Below are 17,501 nucleotides of genomic sequence, written 5' to 3'. Positions count from 1 at the left end.
CATCTGCTCAGAGCGGCATCACCCGGGTGGTCAGACCAGCGCCGAGGCGCTGTACCCACACCAGGGTGGTACGGCCGCTATGAATGGTCAGCGGCAATTGCCGCTGCGCAGCCCCCGCGCTCAGGGTGAGGTTGATGTCACCTGCCGGCACCATCCCCTGCCAGCTTGATGCCTGCGCTGGTAGCGTCAGCCAGCTGCGGGTATCGGCTCGCTCCGAGAGGGTATTGAAGATCCCCACCAGAATATTGCCCAGATCGCCCCCCTCTTTGGCGGCGGTGCGGCGCATCTGCTCCTTGGCCACCAGTCGCAGCGCCTGGCGGGTCAGCATGCCGGGCAGCCGCTCTTGCAGATCTTTGGCGGCCAGCGCTTCCAGCCTGACCAGCTCGCTGGTCTGCCAGGCCCCCTTGCCGACTTCCAACGTCAGCGGGCCGGTGTCGCTGGCCCGATTATCGTAATAGGGGATGGCCACGGTAAAGGTACGAAAATCGCCGCTGGAAGTGGAGATGGGCAGCGGCAGGAACAGCTCGCGCCGCGCCGGGATCAAGCCATCTTCAAACAGCACCACCAGTTGGCCTTGATCTTTCGCAAGGGGCAGCGCTTTGCGGCCCACCTTTTTCTCGGTCGCGCGGATCTCGTCCGGTGAGCCACGCAGCACAGCCAGGCGCAGTAAGGCATCTTGCAGGCTGCGGTTGTCCGGCGCTATCTGGTAGCCGCGCTGATAGTCGACCCAGGCGTCGTTGAGATCCCCGGCCGCCTCATAGAGCACGGCGGAAAAATAGAAGGTGTAGGCGTTCTGGAAACCGTTCTTGACCTTGCCGATCAGCCGGTCGAGATCCGGTGCGCCGCGCGACATCAGCTGGCGCATTTCGCCTTCAGTGGTGATATCGGCCTCGGCCTCTTCGCGCTTATCCTCTGCCTTGCGCACCTCGTCGGCTCGCCGTTTCAGGGCCTGCTCCTGCACCTGATTGGCCCGGCGCACCTCCACCAGGGCGCCATCGGCATCCCCCCGTTGCAGGTAGTTGAGGGCCAGATAGTGGTGCAGCATGGTGCGTTCGTAATCGGGAGTACGATAGGCCATAGACTGATCGTTGGTGAGCAGGCTACCCACCTGATCGAACCCGTGGCTCAGCCGGTATTGTGCCTGATTATCTTCCCACTCAAGGCGGTTGTCGGCGGCGGTGAACGCCTGCTTGCTGCCAGCATCCTGACCGGCCAGCCAGGCAATACGCCCCTGTTCAAGGCGATCGAGGACAAAGGTGTCATCGCCGAGGGTGGAGTCGCGTACCTCGGGCAGCGCCTCGGCGGCATGGCCTAGCAGCAGCTGGTTGCGCAGGGGCACCATCTGATCGGAGTAGGAGACGAACATATCCTGCCAGCGGGAGGCGCACCCCCCCAGCAACAGCAGGGCGCCGCAGAGCAACAGGGCGCTGCGGCAGGTGAAGCGGTATCGATGCATTACAGGCTGAGCAGCGGCCCCAGCGGCTGGCCGCCGACCAGATGCAGGTGGATATGGTAGACCTCCTGCCCACCGTGGCGGTTGCAGTTCATGATGAGGCGGTAGCCATCTTCGGCGATACCCGCCTCGGCGGCCAGTTTGCGGGCCACAGTGAACATCCGGCCAAGGGCCAGTTCATGTTCGGCTTCCACATAATTGACGGTGGGGATCAGCACATTGGGGATGATCAGGATATGGGTCTTGGCCTTGGGCTGGATATCGCGAAATGCAGTGACCAGATCGTCCTGGTAAAGGATGTCGGCGGGGATCTCTTTACGGATGATTTTGCTGAAAATGGTTTCTTGCGCCATGGCTAACTCCCTATAGGAAACAGAAAATTGAACTAGAACCCCAAGCGGCTCCCGAAAGGGGGGCGAGCAGCACGCCAAGTGTGACACAAGCCGACATTTGACACAGCTGATGTCCCATTCCCTTCAGTTATTGTTAAAAATACCGATAGCCAGAGGAACGTCAGCTGCAGCGCCTGTTGAGGGTGGTCTGCAGGGTATCAAAAGGACGGGGTACTCAGGCAAGGGACTTTTGCATATACAGCGGGATAATAATGAAACAAACAATGTCGGATCTCTCCATCTTGCAGCGAGTCTATCTTGGCTTCGCGATCCTGGTGGCCGTGATGGGGGCCAGTTCACTACTCACATTTCGTAGTCAGGAGACCCTGGGGAACGCGCTGGAGCAGGTTACCCAGCAGTCGATGCCGCTGGTGATTGCCAGCAGTCAGACCCAGATCACCCTGCTCAGCGCCAACAAGTGGCTGGGGGATGTGCTCACCGAGCAGGACCTCAAACAGCTGCCGACCGAAGTGGCCAAGTTGAAGCAGGCCAAAGCTCAGGTTGACCAGACCCTGGCAACACTGGGTGAACAGGTTGCAGCTCACCCTGCACTGCAGGGGGAGATGGCCGCCCTTGGCCAGCAGGTTCAGCAATACCTGCAACTGACCGACACCTTGCCCGGTGAACACGAAGCACTGCTTACCCGGTTGCACAAAGTCAATCTGGCCAAGGGACAGTTTCAGGTCAGCTTGCCTCAGTTCAAGAAGAACCTGGGTGATATGATGATCACCATCGACGACAGCTTTATCAAGATGCTCTCCGAGACCCTGACCACCAAACTCTCCGCCATCGAACTCTCCACCATGGACGCCCTCAACCAGACTATTCCCGCACCCATTGAGGGTGCCCTTAAACGCAACAGGATGCAGATTGAGGGGTTCAACAGCACCATCAAGGATCTGCAAGGGGAGCTCAAGGATTTCGACAACAACATGGGTCACTACATCCATGGTTTCGTGCGCGATACCACAGGTAATGAAGGTGTACTGGCCCAATATCTGGTGCTGATGCAGCAGCAGGAACAGATGCGGGAGAAGAGCAAGCAGGCCAGCGCCCTGATTGTCGAGATCCAGAACCGACTTGAGCGGATCACCGCGCAGAGCCAGCAGCTGATGAACCAGAGCATTCAGCATGCCAAAGCTGCGCAGCGCCAGAGCACCCTGACCCAGGGAACCAGCATAGCGGTTGCTATCCTGATCGCCATGCTGGTGGCTTATACCCTGGGTAAGGCCATTCGCCGTCCGCTCAAAGAGCTGTTGCGGGTGCTGACCGAAGTGACCCAGGGCGATATGACCCAGCGTATCGGTTTTCGCAGCAACAACGAATTTGGTCAGCTGGGCAGCCAGATCAACCTGCTTATCGCCCAGATGGGGGAGGTGCTGGCGCAGCTTTCACAAGCCTCGGCCCAGCTTAACGATGCCGCCCACGGCAACCGCCACACCACCGAATCGGTACGGGCCGATCTGGAGAAGCAGCGGCAGGAGACCGCCTCGGTCGCTGCTGCCATGACCCAGATGGAGGCCTCGGTGCGGGAGGTGGCTCAGGCTGCCAACCAGACCCTGGAGCGGGTGATGGATGTGGAGAAGGCGTCAGAAATGGGTCGCAAGGTGATGGCTGGCAATATCACCACCACTCATCAATTGGCGGGCAAGCTGCAACAGACCGGCAAGGTGATTGGTGACGTGAGTGCCATGAGCAGTCAGATCGGCAACATCCTCGATGTTATTCGTGGCATTGCCGAGCAGACCAATCTGCTGGCCCTCAATGCTGCCATCGAGGCGGCCCGCGCTGGTGAGCAGGGGCGCGGCTTTGCGGTGGTGGCGGATGAGGTGCGCAGTCTGGCGGGCCGTACCGCCCAGTCCACCAGCGAGATCCAGACCATGATCGAGAACCTGCAGCAGGGGGTCGCCAAGGCGGTGACCGTGATGCAGGAGTGCTCTCGCGAGATGGACAGCTGCGTGGATCAGAGCTCTCATGCCAACAACGCCATGGAGGAGGTGCAGGGGATTGTGGTGCTGATCAGCGACATGTCGAGCCAGATTGCCTCTGCCGCCGAGCAGCAACAGGCCACCAGCGCCGACATCGCCACCAACCTCAACCGCATCTCCGATATCTCGGATCTCAACTATCAGGGGATCGAGCGGGTGGCCGAGACCAGCCAGCAGCTGGACTCCCTTGCCGAGCAGCAGGAGAGCCTGGTCAAGCGCTTTCGGCTCAGCGCCTGAGACGCACCACCATCCCGCCAACCATAAGGCCCCGCAGATGCGGGGCCTTATCTATTACTGGCAAGGGTCAGGCGTAGGCGATGGCGCCCTTGCCGACCCCTTCATAGGCGACAATTTTGACGAACTTGTCGCCCACCATCTTCTTTACTTCGCGGGCGATGTAGCAGGCCAGCAGCTCGACCGTGGTGTCGGTATCGATCATCTCCACCTCGGCGCTGGGGATGGCCAGCTGGAACAGCCCCTGCGGCGCCACATATTTGAAGCCGGTGTGATGCTCGCCAAGCTGGGCATCGGCACGGGGGCTCAGGGTGAGCTCGGTCAGCGCCACCTTGTCCTCCTCGGTGCCGAGGTAGATATCGCCCCAGCGTTCGGCCCAGTTGAGCTCAAGCTCCTGGTCGCGCTCACCATCGACATGGATCTCGATGGGGGAGCGGTGGCCATGGGCGATGCGCTGGCAGTTGCCGTCGTGCTTTTTCAGGCCGTGGCTGTAGTGGTAGAAGGCACCGGTGATCGCCTCCTGACGCAGGGTGAGCGACAGATCCTTGATATTGCCTGGCAGGCGCTTGGCCAGCACCGCCAGCAGGTAGCGAGTGACCGACTCCTTGTCGACCTGCGGGGCCGGGATAAAGGCAAAGCCCTGACTCGGGCTGCGCAGATGGATGGAGCGCCCCGGGCGCAGCAGATCCACCGTGCTTTCGTCACCATCCAGTGTCTCGACGTGGATCAGCGGGCACTCGGTCGGCACCAGCAACTTGTGGTCCACCTCGTCATCGATGATCGACTTGATCAGCTTCTTTACCCGGCCAAAGTCCAGCAGCATGCTCATTTCGTTGAGCTCGCCGCTCATTTCAATGTCTACCAGCCAGCTCTCGCCCACCATGCCGCGGCGTTCGCACAGGTAGCTGGAGTCGATCACGGTCAAATCTCTTACAAATAACTTCATCAGTCAGGCCTTGCTACAGAGAAAGGGCAGTTTTGCGCTATTATGACCCGCGATTATCGGCAAAGGAACTGGAACCCCCCATGAACAGACTGCTTATCAAGAATGCCACCCTGGTCAACGAAGGCCGTATCTATGCCTCTGATGTGTTGATCGAGGGTGAACGGATTGCCCGCATTGCCCCGGATATCGAGGCGCCCGATGCGCTGGTTATCGATGCCGCAGGTCGTCACCTGATCCCCGGAATGATCGATGATCAGGTCCACTTCCGAGAGCCGGGATTGACCCACAAAGGGACCATCGCCAGCGAATCCCGCGCCGCCGTGGCCGGTGGTACCACCAGTTTCATGGAAATGCCCAACGTCAATCCCCAGACCACCACCCTCGACGCCCTCGAAGCCAAATACCAGATCGCCGCCAACTCCTCCGTCGCCAACTACAGCTTCTACCTCGGTGCCACCAACGACAACCTGGAAGAGATCAAGAAGCTCGATCCGAAACAGTCTTGTGGCATCAAGATCTTCATGGGGGCCTCGACCGGCAACATGCTGGTGGATAATCAGGAGACCCTGGCCGCCATCTTCCGCGAGAGCCCGGTGATGATTGTCACCCATTGCGAAGACACGCCTACCATCAAGGTGCTGGAGGACGAAGCCCGCGCCAAATGGGGTGAAGATGTGCCGATGGGCGAGCACGGCCGCATCCGCAGCGCCGATGCCTGCTACAAATCCTCCAGCCTGGCAGTCTCTTTGGCCAAGCAGTACGGTGCCAAGCTGCACGTGCTGCACCTGACCACGGCGAAAGAGCTGTCGCTCTTTACCGCCACTCCGGACCTGAAGGAGCTCAAGGACAAGAACATCAGCGCCGAGGTATGTGTGCACCATCTGTTCTTCAATGAGGCCGATTACGAGACCCAGGGCAGCCTGATCAAGTGCAACCCGGCGGTGAAGAGCGCGGCTGACCAGCAGGCGCTGCTGGATGCGGTGCGCAACGATGTGCTCGACATCATCGCCACCGACCACGCACCCCACACCTGGGAAGAGAAGCAGAACAGCTATTTCAAGGCGCCGTCCGGCGTACCGCTGGTGCAGCACTCTTTGCAGGCGCTGCTGGAGCTCTACCACAACGGGGTATTCTCGCTGGAAACCATCGTCAAGAAGACCTCCCACGCGGTGGCCGAGCGTTTTCAGGTAGAAGATCGCGGTTATATCCGCGAGGGTTACTTCGCCGATTTGGTACTGCTGGATCTGGGCAAGCCCTATGTGGTTAACGATGACAACCTCCTCTATCTGTGCGGCTGGTCTCCTTTCAACGGATACCGCTTTCACAGCACGATAGAGATGACCCTGGTCAACGGTCAGATTGCCTGGCAAAACGGCCAGCTGACTGACCAGATCCTGGGCAAGCGGCTGACCTTTAACCGCTGATTGTTCGCAAAGCAGGCGAACGCACCCTGGCCGGGGAATTGGCGGCGTTTCTCTGTTGACAGGGCGGGGTCATCTCCATAAACTCTGCCCCCGTCAGCCGAGCTGACTTTAGTCGGTGTGTAGCGCAGCCAGGTAGCGCATCTGCATGGGGTGTAGAGGGTCGGAGGTTCGAATCCTCTCACACCGACCAAATTCCCCGGTAAAGGCCTTGTCAAACGACAAGGCCTTTTCTTTTGCCTGCGATTCGCCGCACAGGCGTGAAGCATGTGGTGATGCATGCTGGTCGCTGCTGGCGTGAGCAGATTGTGCTGCCACCGCGCTTTATGGTGTAGTAACAACTCTGTTGCTCATTTGCCTGGCGAGGCCTCTCGTGTCTGCATCCGTATCTAAACCCTGTTGTCTGCTGATGCTCACTCTGCTGTTGGTGGGTTGCGCCACCCCTTACCATAGTGAAAAGTCGTTCTGGAACGGCCAGACCGGTTTCTCCCAGACCCGGCTTGCCCCCGACAAGTGGCAACTGGAGTTCGTTGGTAACGATCTGGTGGACCGAGAGACTGCCCGCAAATATATGCTCAAGCGGGCAGGGGAGCTGGCGCTGGAGGATGGTTACGCTTGGCTCAAGGTCGATGAGCTGACCATTAACCGCGATGCCGTCAGGGTAACCCCATCACGGCCTATCTTCGGCTTTGACGAGGATGAACCGGATCGCTTTATATCGCAGATGCAGGTACAACACACCATCTCGGCGCTACTGACCGTCACGCTGTTATCCCGCGCGGTCGATCCTCAGGCGTTATCAACAAAATATCTCGCAGAAATAAAAATAAACGGCGATTAATATCGTTGTTCGGCAAGTTCCATATCTAATACATCTAATGGCAGCATAAAATTCTGGTTTCAACCTCTAGATTTACCCCCTGCTTTTAGGCATTCTCCAAGCATACCGGCCCCCTGGAATCAACGGCCAGGATCACAGAAACGGACTGTTGTGACGCCTATCTAACCCAACACAGCTTGCACCAATCAAACCCGGGACTCCCCCATGAAAATGAATAAACTGACGGTCGCCATCCTCATCTCCATGATGTTTGGCATCCTCACCGGACAGGGCTATCGCCTGTTTGCGGTCGATCAGGCAGCGGATTTCGCCAATAACATCACCATCCTGACCGATATCTTCCTGCGCCTGATCAAGATGATCATCGCTCCCCTGGTCTTCACTACCCTGGTGGTCGGCATCGCCAAGATGGGCGACACCCGCACCGTGGGGCGTATCGGTGCCAAGACCCTCGGCTGGTTTATGCTGGCTTCTCTGATGTCCCTGAGCCTGGGGTTGGCAATGGTCCACCTGATGCAGCCGGGGGTGGGGCTCTCACTCTCCCTGCCCAATGACACCGCCAGCTCGGGTATTGCTGCCGGTGCCATTACCCTGAAAGATTTTGTGACCCACGCCATCCCCAAGAGCGTGGTCGAAGCGATGGCCACTAACGAGATCCTGCAGATTGTGGTGTTCTCACTCTTTTTCGGTCTGGCTGCGGCCGCACTGGGGGACCTGGCCAAGCCTGTGGTGATGCTGATGGCCAGCGCCGCCGAGATCATGTTGAAAGTGACCGGTTATGTGATGAACTTTGCGCCCTTTGCGGTGTTTGGTGCCATTGCCGCCATGGTCGCTAAAGAGGGGCTGGGTATTCTGGTCACCTACGGCAGTTTTATGGCCCAGTTCTATATCGCGCTCGGCTGCCTCTGGCTGCTGCTGGTTGCCATGGGCAGCGTGTTCCTGCGTGGCCGCGTTATCACGCTGCTGGCGCTGATCCGCGAGCCCATTCTGCTGGCGTTCTCTACCGCCAGCTCTGAAGCTGCCTATCCGAAGACCCTGGATCGTCTGGAGAAGTTCGGTTGTGACAAGCGCATCGCCAGCTTCGTGCTGCCGATGGGTTACTCCTTCAACCTCGACGGCTCCATGATGTACTGTACCTTCGCGGTGATGTTTATCGCCCAAGCGTATGGCATCGAGCTCTCCATGGCCCAGCAGATCACCATGCTGCTGCTGTTGATGGTCACTTCGAAAGGGATGGCCGGGGTACCGCGCGCCTCGCTGGTGGTGATTGCCGCGACCCTCAATCAGTTCCATATCCCGGAGGCGGGCATCCTGCTGCTGCTGGGCATCGACCACTTCCTCGACATGGGGCGCTCTGCCACCAATGTGCTCGGTAACGCCATCGCCGCCAGTGTGGTTGCCAAGACGGAGCACAGTCTGGGTGAAGCTGCTCCGCTAGCCGAAGGTGAAACCGCTAACGCCTAAGCAAGAGGTGCTGGCGTTTGTTGCCGCGTCAGCAGTCACAATCCCTGTCATGTGCATGGCAGGGATTTTTTATGGTAGCGGTCAACTTCCTGCGTCTGGCAACTGCCGAAACGGCGGCTTCTCGTTACACTGTGCCATCTTTTGCCCGAAAGACGTCACCCCGATGGCGAGCGCCGGATTCTTGGCTCGGCCGATGATGGTCTGCGATCGCCATGAGGTAGCCCTGTTGACCCCGGTGGTTATCGGGACGTACGCCTCTCTCCCGGGGTTGTTCTCACTGATATAAGGATTCTCTGATATGGCCGGAACCAGTTTGTTGGCCCTGCTCGACGATATCGCCAGCGTGCTTGATGACGTGGCGCTGATGACCAAGGTCGTGGTGAACAAGCGCGAGACATTTTTCGGGAAGACGTTTCTCACTGATATAAGGATTCTCTGATATGGCCGGAACCAGTTTGTTGGCCCTGCTCGACGATATCGCCAGCGTGCTCGATGACGTGGCGCTGATGACCAAGATGGCGGCCAAGAAGACCGCCGGGGTGTTGGGGGACGATCTGGCCCTCAACGCGGAGCAGGTCTCCGGGGTGCGCGCCGAGCGGGAGCTGCCGGTGGTGTGGGCGGTGGCCAAGGGGTCGTTGCGCAACAAGCTAATTCTGGTGCCCGCCGCCATCGCCATCAGTGCCCTGGTGCCCTGGCTTATCACGCCACTCTTGATGCTGGGAGGCGCTTACCTCTGCTTTGAGGGGGCCGAGAAGCTGGCTCACAAGTTCCTGCCCCATGAGGCGAGTGAAGGTGAGGCACACACTGCTCCTATTCCTGATGATCTGGTGGCGTTTGAGCAGCAGAAGGTGAAGGGGGCGATCCGCACCGATTTTATTCTCTCTGCCGAGATCATCGTCATCGCCCTTGGCACGGTACAGGGGGCGAGCCTCGCCCTGCAGCTATCGGTGGTGGCGGGCATCGCCCTGTTGATGACCATCGGGGTCTACGGGTTGGTGGGGCTGATCGTCAAGCTCGATGACATCGGCCTGCATTTGCTGCAAAAGCCTGATGGCAGCGCCCTGCGCCGCGCAGTGGGGCAAGGGCTGTTGGTGACGGCGCCCCGTCTGATGCGTATTCTGGCACTGGTCGGTACCATTGCCATGTTTATGGTGGGCGGTGGCATTTTGGTGCATGGCTGGCCTTTTGCCCATCACCTGATTGAAGGCGCAGCCGCTGTCGTTGCCACTCTGCCCACAGTGGGGGCGGTACTGGCGGCGGTGACGCCGACGCTGCTCAATGCCGTAGCCGGTGTGGTGGCGGGTCTGCTGCTGGTTGTGATGATGACGCTGGCGAGCCGCCTTGCCCCGGCCAAGGGATAAGGAATAACGCATATGGATTAAGGGGCTTGTGGGCCATGTGCTCTCTTGTTCCTCATCTCTTTTTTTGCCTTCGGGAGACCGAGCCTCAGGCTTGGTGCGCCTCCTGATAAAGGATTTTGCGAGACGCTATGTATCAACAACAGTGGAATAACGATCATATCTACCCGGGCCTCGATAGCCCCGAGCTGGAAGCGGACATGAACGCTGCCCGCGGCGCGCTGGAGGCGCTTGCCAGCTTTATGACGGGTCTGGACGGGGTGCGCAACGATGCCGCCGCGTTGCAGGATTTTTTACGGGAGGCGCGGCTGCGGACTCGGGACATTCACAACATTGGCTGGAATGTGGCGATCCTGGCCGCGTGTCGCGGCAGCCAGGATGCGCGGGATCCGCAGGCCAAACAGCTGGCGTCCCGTGCCCGTGCCCTCAATGCCGACCTGTTCAAGACGCTCGCGCCGGTGGAGGATTTGCTGTTGGCGTTGCCGGAAGAGGAGTTCGCCGCGCTGATGACGGATCCCCTGCTCGGTGAAGAGGCGTACCGCCTGCGCCATGAGCGTCGCTTGCAGGATCAGCGCCTGCCGGTGGCGGCTGAGCAGCTGGTGATCGGCCTTGGCACCGATGGCCTTCATGCCTGGGGCAACCTCTACAACGATCTGGTGGGCAAGATCCGCTTGACCATTGATGGCCGCGAGATGGGACTGGCCGAGGCGAGCAATCTGCTCTCCAGCCCGGTGCGGGCATTGCGCCTTGAGGCGTTCGATGCCATCAGTGCTGGCTGGGAAGGAGAGCAGGAGACGGTGGCCGCCATCCTCAATGCTCTCAATGGCTGGCGGCTGGAGCTGGCCTGCCAGCGTGGCAACAGCCGTTTGCTCGATGCGCTGGATCTCTCCTGCCACCAGAGCCATATCGAGCGAGCCACCCTGGATACCCTGATGAGCGAAACCTGGCGAGCCCGTGGGTTGGGCCAGCGGGCGCTGGGGCTGATGGCCGAGCGCCTTGGCATAGATGAGCTGGGGCCGGAGGATCTCTTTGCGCCGCCGCCAGCTTCCAGCAGCCGTGACATTCCGTTTGATGAGGCGATCGAGTTGATTGCCGATGCCTTTAGCCGATTCGATCCCGAGATGGGGGCATTTGCCCGCATGATGGCCGAGAAGGGGTGGATTGATGGGGCGCCCACGCCAAATCGCCGCACCGGCGCCTACTGCACCAAGTTTGCCGAACCGGTCGAGCCACGGGTCTTTGTTACCTATGCTGGCACCATGGATAACGTCATTACCCTGGCCCATGAGCTGGGTCACGCCTGGCATAACTGGGTGATCCGCGATCTGCCGATGAGCCAGCGCCGTTACCCCATGACGCTGGCGGAGACCGCCTCTATTTTTGCCGAAACCCTGGTGCGTAGCGCCTTGTTTGAACAGGCGCAAAGCACGGAAGAGCAGCTGGCCATCGCCTGGGCCGAAGCCGATGGCGCTGCCACCTTCCTGGTCAATATCCCGGCCCGCTTCGATTTCGAGCAGGCCTTGGTGGCCGAGCGGGCGCAGGGTTATGTGCCGGCAGAGCGGCTCAAGGCGTTGACTGACGAGGCATGGGGGCGCTGGTATGAGGGGAGTCTTACCCGCTATCATCCCATGTTCTGGGCGGCCAAGGCGCACTTCTCCATCGCCGGGTTTGGCTTTTACAACTACCCCTATCTGTTCGGTTATCTGTTCAGCCTCGGGGTCTATCAGCAGTTGATGAGCCGCAAGGCGGCGGGGGAAGAGGGCGTGGCCGAGGCGTATCGCGCCTTGTTGCGCGATACCGGCCGGATGAGCGCCGAAGATCTGGTAGCCAAGCATCTGGGGCAGGATATCCGTGAGGCCGCCTTCTGGCAGGAGAGTCTGGCACAAGTAGCGCAGGCGGTAGAGCGCTTCGCGCAGTTGCCTGCCTGATTGGGTCAGCGGTGATATGAACAACAGGCCCCCGGACAGTCTCGCTGTCCGGGGGCCTGTTTGCTATGCCTGCTCTTGCTGCGGTTTGATGGGACCAACGAACAGAGGACGGGTCTGGTGACTCAGGTCCGGCTGATAGCCGTTGAAGAAGAGGTTGAGCAGCACCGAGCTGATGGTGGCAAGCAGGATACCGCTATGAAAAAGTGGTTGTAGTTGCGCCGGCAGCTGCTGGAAAAAATTCCCGGAGACCGTCGGGATCATGCCAATTCCAAGACTGATGGCGACGATATAGAGGTTGTGACGGTTGCCGCTGTAATCGGTGCGCGCCAGGATGCGAATACCGGTGGCCAGCACCATGCCGAACATCACGATACCGGCACCCCCCAGCACGAAGGGCGGGATGGAGGCGACCAGTACCGACATCTTGGGGATAAGGCCAAAGGCGAGCAGGATCCCTCCCGACATCACACAGACCCAGCGACTCGACACCCCGGTCACGCTCACCAGACCGATATTTTGGGAGAACGAGGTGTGGGGGAAGCTGTTGAATACCCCACCAATAATGGTGCCGATACCATCTACTCGCAGCCCGCGCACGATATCTCCGCGCCTGGCCGGATGGCCGACGATGTCGCCAAGGGCCAGAAACATCCCCATCGACTCGATAAAGGTGATGAGCATGATCACCGTCAGGGTGGCGATGGAGATGGGATCGAAGGTGGGCCAGCCGAAGGCGAAGGGCACTATGGGGGCAAACCAGGCTGCCTCGCCGAGGCCATCGAGGCTCACTTCGCCCATGGCGGTGGCTACCACGAAGCCGAAGATGATCCCGAGCAGCACCGAAATATTGCTGAAAAAGCCCTTGGTGAAGCGGGTCACCAACAGGATAAAGACGAGCACCAGAAAGCTGGTGCCGATATAGCGCAGGCTGCCATATTCCGGATTGCCCTTGCCCCCCGCCATCCAGTCGATCCCCACCTGCATAATGCTGATCCCGATGGAGGTGATAACTACCCCGGTCACGACGGTGGGGAAGAGCGGCATCAGCCGACCTATCAGCGGCACCAGCAGGGTCGAGATGATACCGGCGGCGATGGTGGCGCCGAAGATGCCGGTCAGCCCCAGATCCGGGTTGGCTCCGATGGCCAGCATCGGCATCACGGCGGCAAAGGTGACCGACATGATGACCGGCAGCCGGATCCCGGCAAAGCGGCCAATCCCGATACATTGCAGCAGGGTGACGATGCCGCAGCAGAAGAGATCCGAACTGATAAGGTAGGAGATTTGATCCTTGGGCAGCCCCAGGCTGCCGCCAATCACCAATGGCACCGCCACGGCGCCGGCGTACATTACCAGCACATGTTGCAGGCCCAGGGTAAAGAGTTGGCCCATGGGGAGCATGCGCTCCACTTCATCCACCGGGCGCTTGCGCGCACCCGGTCGGGGGGAGGGGGGATTGGTCTCGTTCATGAACAGATCACTCCTTGAAGCCCGCGCAACTGCTACAGGCAAGATAGTGAAAGCCGCAGCTTTCCCGGTCATTGATCGCGTGTATTGGCAGAGGTGCCAGATCCCTCGGCAGTAGTGAGAGGGAGCCGGTGCAGCACGGGTCAGTGCACAAAACATGCACAATGCCGCTCATGAGCGAAAACCTTTGGCGATAACGCCTTGTTTTTGCGGGATGAGTCACAACCTGGCCTGACAGGTGCTTGCCACTTTGCACCTGGTGTCCGTGTCGGGGCTCTCAGATTGGTAACTGGTGTATCATTATCGGGCCGCTGCTCTCACTTTGATATCAAGGTCCTCTCCCGTATGGGGAGGTAGCTGCGAGCCATCAGGTGTAATCAGGGACAGTGGCGTGATCCAAAGCAAGAAAGAGAGATATTTTGGTAGCGCGCGGTGTCGACGCTGCGGTAGTTTCGATAGAACCGACACAGTTTTTGAGGTCTTGTCCATGATCATCTATCTGCATGGCTTTGATGCCACCAGCCCCGGCAATCACGAGAAAGTGCTGCAGTTGCAGTTTATTGATGATGATGTGCGTTTCGTGCACTACAGCACGGTTCACCCCCGTCATGATATGAGCCACTTGCTCAAGGAAGTGAAAAAACAGCTCGATATGAGTACCGATCCAAAACCGCTGATCTGCGGCGTGGGTCTGGGGGGCTACTGGAGCGAGCGGATCGGTTTTCTGTGCGGCATTCGCCAGGTGATCTTCAACCCTAACCTCCATCCGGAAGATAACATGCAGGGCAAGATAGACCGGCCGGAAGAATATGACGATATCGGCACCAAGTGTGTAACTGAGTTTCGTAAGAAAAATTCAGGAAACTGCCTGTGTATCCTTTCCGTGGCGGATGAAGTGCGAGATAATCGGGACACTGAACGTGAATTGAAGAACTATTACGACATCGTGTGGGATGAGCGCGAGACTCATAAGTTCAAAAATATCTCGCATCATCTGCAGAGGATGAAGGCCTTCAAAGAAGCCTGAACCATCACGTTGACCGATTTCGTTTTAGGGAGCCAATGGCTCCCTTTCGTTTTGAGGAACCGAGGAAAATCATCATGATGAATATTGTCGTTGTCGGCGGCGGCGCCGGTGGCCTGGAGCTGGCCACCAGTCTGGGCCGCAAGCTTGGCAAAAAGAACAAGGCCAGGATCACCCTGGTTGACCGTAACCGCACCCACCTGTGGAAGCCGCTGCTGCATGAAGTGGCCACCGGCTCCATGGATGCGGGCATTGATGCCCTGAGCTACCAGTCTCACGCCAAGAACCACGGTTTTGACTTCCAGCTTGGCACCTTGACCGATATCAAGCGCGATGAAAAGCGTATCGTACTGGCCCCCATCCATGATGAGAATGGTGAATTGGTCGTTCATGAGCGTGAGCTGCCCTACGACTATCTGGTGATGGCTATCGGCTCTGTCTCCAACGATTTCAACACCAAGGGCATCAAGGATAACTGCATCTTCCTCGATAGCCCCTCCCAGGCACACCGCTTCCACAACAGCATGATGAACCGCTTCCTGCAGTTCGCTACCGAATATAAGCCGGGCGACAAGGTGAAGATTGCCATCGTTGGTGGCGGCGCAACCGGCGTTGAGCTCTCTGCCGAGCTCTACAACGCGGTCGAGCAGCTCTACGCCTACGGCTTCAAGAACCTCACCACCGACAGCCTGAAGGTGACCCTGGTGGAAGCAGGCCCGCGCATCCTGCCGGCTCTGCCTGAGCGCATCAGTGGCGCCGCCCATCAGGAGCTGGTTAAGCTGGGCGTGGACGTACGTACCGCCACCATGATCACCGAAGCGACCAGCGATGGTCTGCACACCAAGGATGGTGAGCTGATTGAAGCGGATCTGATGGTGTGGGCGGCCGGTATCAAGGCGCCTGACTTTATGAAGGATATCGCGGGTCTTGAGACCAACCGCATCAACCAGCTGGTGGTGAAAGAGACCCTGCAGACCACCCGCGACGACAGCATCTTCGTGATCGGTGACTGCGCCGCCTGCCCGCAGCCGGACGGCAAGTTCGTGCCGCCGCGTGCCCAGTCTGCCCACCAGATGGCGACCCAGGCGTTCAAAAATATCTTGGCCAAAATTAATGGTGGAGAGCTCAAACCTTACCTCTATCACGACCACGGTTCGCTGGTGTCCCTCAGCCGCTTCTCCACCGTGGGCAGCCTGATGGGTAACCTGATGCGCGGCTCCATGATGGTGGAGGGCTACATCGCCCGTCTGGTTTACATCTCCCTCTACCGGATGCACCAGATCGCCCTGCACGGTTACGTCAAGACCGGCCTCATCATGCTGGTGGGTCGCATCAACCGGGTACTGCGCCCAACCCTGAAGCTGCACTAAGCCTGCAAGGGCGTTGACACGGGATCTGAAAGGAGAGGCCATGGCCTCTCCTTTTTTATGGCGGTTGCAGCGAGGTGTTATCGGCCCAGATAGGTGCGGTCGAAGAAGGTATTGACCCAGTGAGGGCGGTAGATGGCCAGCACCGTCATCGCCATGCCGTTGAGCAGGGCTTCGGGGAACAGCAGCAGCGGCCAGATGGAGAGGTAATCTGCCGTGATGGTGTGCCAGGGGTAGCTGTCGCTCAGTCCCATCAGCAATGCGCTGGCGGCCAGCTTGACCGAGATGGTGATGGCACCACCGAGAAAGGCGGCGACGAAGAGGTAGACAAAAAGATGGCGTGGCAGCCAGGCCCAGCTGGCCAGAAACAGCAGCCAGCTGGTGGCGACCGGCAGGGCGATACCAACCAGCGCTTGCCAGCCAAAATCGGCCAGATTGGTGACACCGAAGTAGCCGAGCACCAGCAGGGTCAGGCAGGGGGCGAGCAGCGCCAGTCGCCAGCCCAACAACAGGGTGAGGGTGGTGAGCCCGAGAAAATGGACCTCCAGCCCCTCATGCAGACCGGCCCTTAGATACCAGAGCGGTACCAGCGCGATGGCACTGCCCAGCAACAGGTGCTGATAGAGGGGATTGCCATGGAGGGTCTGCCACAGGGAGTGGCGCAGGCTAAAGGCCAGCAGTACCAGCCAGACCAGGAGAGCGGCGAGTTGTCCTTCACTCATCTTGTCGTCCATTCATGCAGTAGAGTCCGGACGGCCTTTCCGACCGACCCATAGCAGAGCAGGCTGACGAGTCAGCCTGCTTTTACCATCAATATTTGACGTTGTCGTGGTACTTGCCGAGGATGCCCTTGACCCGTTCCATGGTCTCCTTGCTGGGGGGCTTGATCCCGTTCAGATCATAGGTATCGCCCAGTACGTCCCACTTGTGTTTGCCCAACTCATGGTAGGGGAGCAGCTCCACCTTCTCCACGCTCTCGCCCAGTTCGGCGATAAACTGGCCCAGCCCTTCAGCGCTCTCGTCGTCGTCGCTCCAGGTCGGCACCACCACGTAGCGGATCCACATGGTCTTGCCTTTGGCCGCCAGATAGCGGGCAAACTCCAGGGTGTATCTGTTGCTGACATGGGTCAGCGGAATGTGTTTCTCGTCATTGATCTGTTTGATGTCGAGCAGCACCAGATCGGTCTGTTCGAGCAGCTGGTCCACCTGTTCGTCGAGATGACGGACGAAGCCGTTGGTGTCGAGACAGGTGTGGATCCCTTTCTCTTTGCAGGCGGTAAACAGTTCGGTAATAAAAGCCGGTTGCAGCATGGCTTCACCGCCGGACGCTGTCACGCCACCGCCGGAGGCATTCATGAAGTGGCGATAGCTGGTGATGTCACTCATCAACTCCGGCACCGTCACTTCGCGGCCACCTTCGGTATCCCACGTATCGCGATTGTGGCAGTACTTGCAGCGCATCAGGCAGCCTTGCATGAATACGATAAAGCGTATCCCCGGACCATCGACAGTGCCGCAGGTTTCAACGGAATGGATCCGGCCAACGGTGCCGTGAGCTCCGGCTGGCTGGCTGATTTCAACGGCAGGGATCCGATTAATGACAGACATAAACAACTCC

General features: G+C 59.2%; 15 protein-coding genes and 1 tRNA gene. 10 read left to right on the top strand and 6 right to left on the bottom strand.

Going from position 1 to position 17,501, the window contains the following annotated elements:
- Positions 1-7 precede the first annotated feature (7 nt).
- Both BN1117_RS02110 and hinT read right to left on the bottom strand, forming a co-directional pair.
- The gene (locus BN1117_RS02110) at positions 8-1,456 is read right to left on the bottom strand and encodes a COG3014 family protein (RefSeq protein ID WP_040094554.1); all 1,449 of its coding nucleotides are present in this window, start codon (positions 1,454-1,456) and stop codon (positions 8-10) included.
- Positions 1,456-1,806, bottom strand: coding sequence for a purine nucleoside phosphoramidase (hinT, locus tag BN1117_RS02105; protein ID WP_040094552.1), 351 nt, complete (start codon positions 1,804-1,806; stop codon positions 1,456-1,458). The genes BN1117_RS02110 and hinT overlap by 1 nt, the downstream gene beginning before the upstream one ends.
- Before the next feature lie 251 nt (positions 1,807-2,057).
- Here hinT and BN1117_RS02100 point away from each other — a divergent pair, with 251 nt between their 5' ends.
- A complete protein-coding gene (locus tag BN1117_RS02100) occupies positions 2,058-4,070 on the top strand; it encodes a methyl-accepting chemotaxis protein (RefSeq protein ID WP_040094550.1) in 2,013 nt (670 codons plus the stop codon).
- Positions 4,071-4,137: 67 nt separating this feature from the next.
- Here the strand turns inward: BN1117_RS02100 and BN1117_RS02095 are convergent, their stop codons facing one another.
- Positions 4,138-5,013 (bottom strand): 6-pyruvoyl trahydropterin synthase family protein, encoded by an 876-nt coding sequence (locus BN1117_RS02095; protein ID WP_040094549.1) that lies wholly within the window; start codon positions 5,011-5,013, stop codon positions 4,138-4,140.
- Positions 5,014-5,093: 80 nt separating this feature from the next.
- Here BN1117_RS02095 and BN1117_RS02090 point away from each other — a divergent pair, with 80 nt between their 5' ends.
- From BN1117_RS02090 to BN1117_RS02065, 7 genes are all read left to right on the top strand, one after another.
- Entirely contained in the window at positions 5,094-6,437 is a 1,344-nt protein-coding gene (locus BN1117_RS02090) for a dihydroorotase (RefSeq protein WP_040094547.1), read from the top strand.
- A 113-nt stretch (positions 6,438-6,550) separates the two neighbouring features.
- Positions 6,551-6,627: transfer RNA gene (locus BN1117_RS02085), tRNA-Pro, on the top strand.
- Between the two features lie 216 nt (positions 6,628-6,843).
- Positions 6,844-7,275: a CC0125/CC1285 family lipoprotein gene (locus BN1117_RS02080; protein ID WP_052441389.1), complete on the top strand. Its 432-nt coding sequence runs from the start codon at positions 6,844-6,846 to the stop codon at positions 7,273-7,275.
- A 204-nt stretch (positions 7,276-7,479) separates the two neighbouring features.
- The gene (locus tag BN1117_RS02075) at positions 7,480-8,739 is read left to right on the top strand and encodes a dicarboxylate/amino acid:cation symporter (protein ID WP_040094544.1); all 1,260 of its coding nucleotides are present in this window, start codon (positions 7,480-7,482) and stop codon (positions 8,737-8,739) included.
- A gap of 298 nt (positions 8,740-9,037) precedes the next feature.
- Positions 9,038-9,178, top strand: a complete 141-nt coding sequence (locus BN1117_RS19600) for a hypothetical protein (protein WP_167334805.1) — start codon at positions 9,038-9,040, stop codon at positions 9,176-9,178.
- Position 9,179: 1 nt separating this feature from the next.
- Positions 9,180-10,100, top strand: coding sequence for a DUF808 domain-containing protein (locus BN1117_RS02070; protein WP_040094542.1), 921 nt, complete (start codon positions 9,180-9,182; stop codon positions 10,098-10,100).
- 128 nt (positions 10,101-10,228) lie between these two features.
- A complete protein-coding gene (locus BN1117_RS02065; protein ID WP_040094540.1) occupies positions 10,229-12,025 on the top strand; it encodes a M3 family oligoendopeptidase in 1,797 nt (598 codons plus the stop codon).
- A gap of 63 nt (positions 12,026-12,088) precedes the next feature.
- Here BN1117_RS02065 and BN1117_RS02060 read toward each other — a convergent pair whose 3' ends face one another.
- A complete protein-coding gene (locus BN1117_RS02060) occupies positions 12,089-13,495 on the bottom strand; it encodes a nucleobase:cation symporter-2 family protein (protein ID WP_040094539.1) in 1,407 nt (468 codons plus the stop codon).
- Positions 13,496-13,979: 484 nt separating this feature from the next.
- Between BN1117_RS02060 and ycfP the strand changes: the two genes are divergently transcribed.
- Entirely contained in the window at positions 13,980-14,519 is a 540-nt protein-coding gene (gene ycfP, locus BN1117_RS02055; protein ID WP_040094537.1) for an alpha/beta hydrolase YcfP, read from the top strand.
- Between the two features lie 74 nt (positions 14,520-14,593).
- Positions 14,594-15,886: an NAD(P)/FAD-dependent oxidoreductase gene (locus BN1117_RS02050; RefSeq protein ID WP_040094535.1), complete on the top strand. Its 1,293-nt coding sequence runs from the start codon at positions 14,594-14,596 to the stop codon at positions 15,884-15,886.
- 77 nt (positions 15,887-15,963) lie between these two features.
- Here the strand turns inward: BN1117_RS02050 and BN1117_RS02045 are convergent, their stop codons facing one another.
- Both BN1117_RS02045 and pflA read right to left on the bottom strand, forming a co-directional pair.
- Positions 15,964-16,605, bottom strand: coding sequence for an energy-coupling factor ABC transporter permease (locus tag BN1117_RS02045; protein ID WP_040094533.1), 642 nt, complete (start codon positions 16,603-16,605; stop codon positions 15,964-15,966).
- Positions 16,606-16,693: 88 nt separating this feature from the next.
- Positions 16,694-17,491, bottom strand: coding sequence for a pyruvate formate lyase 1-activating protein (pflA, locus tag BN1117_RS02040; protein ID WP_082032538.1), 798 nt, complete (start codon positions 17,489-17,491; stop codon positions 16,694-16,696).
- Positions 17,492-17,501 lie beyond the last annotated feature (10 nt).

This window comes from Aeromonas australiensis (assembly GCF_000819725.1).
GTDB classification, from domain to species: domain Bacteria; phylum Pseudomonadota; class Gammaproteobacteria; order Enterobacterales; family Aeromonadaceae; genus Aeromonas; species Aeromonas australiensis.
This window is presented reverse-complemented; position numbering and strand designations above follow the sequence as displayed.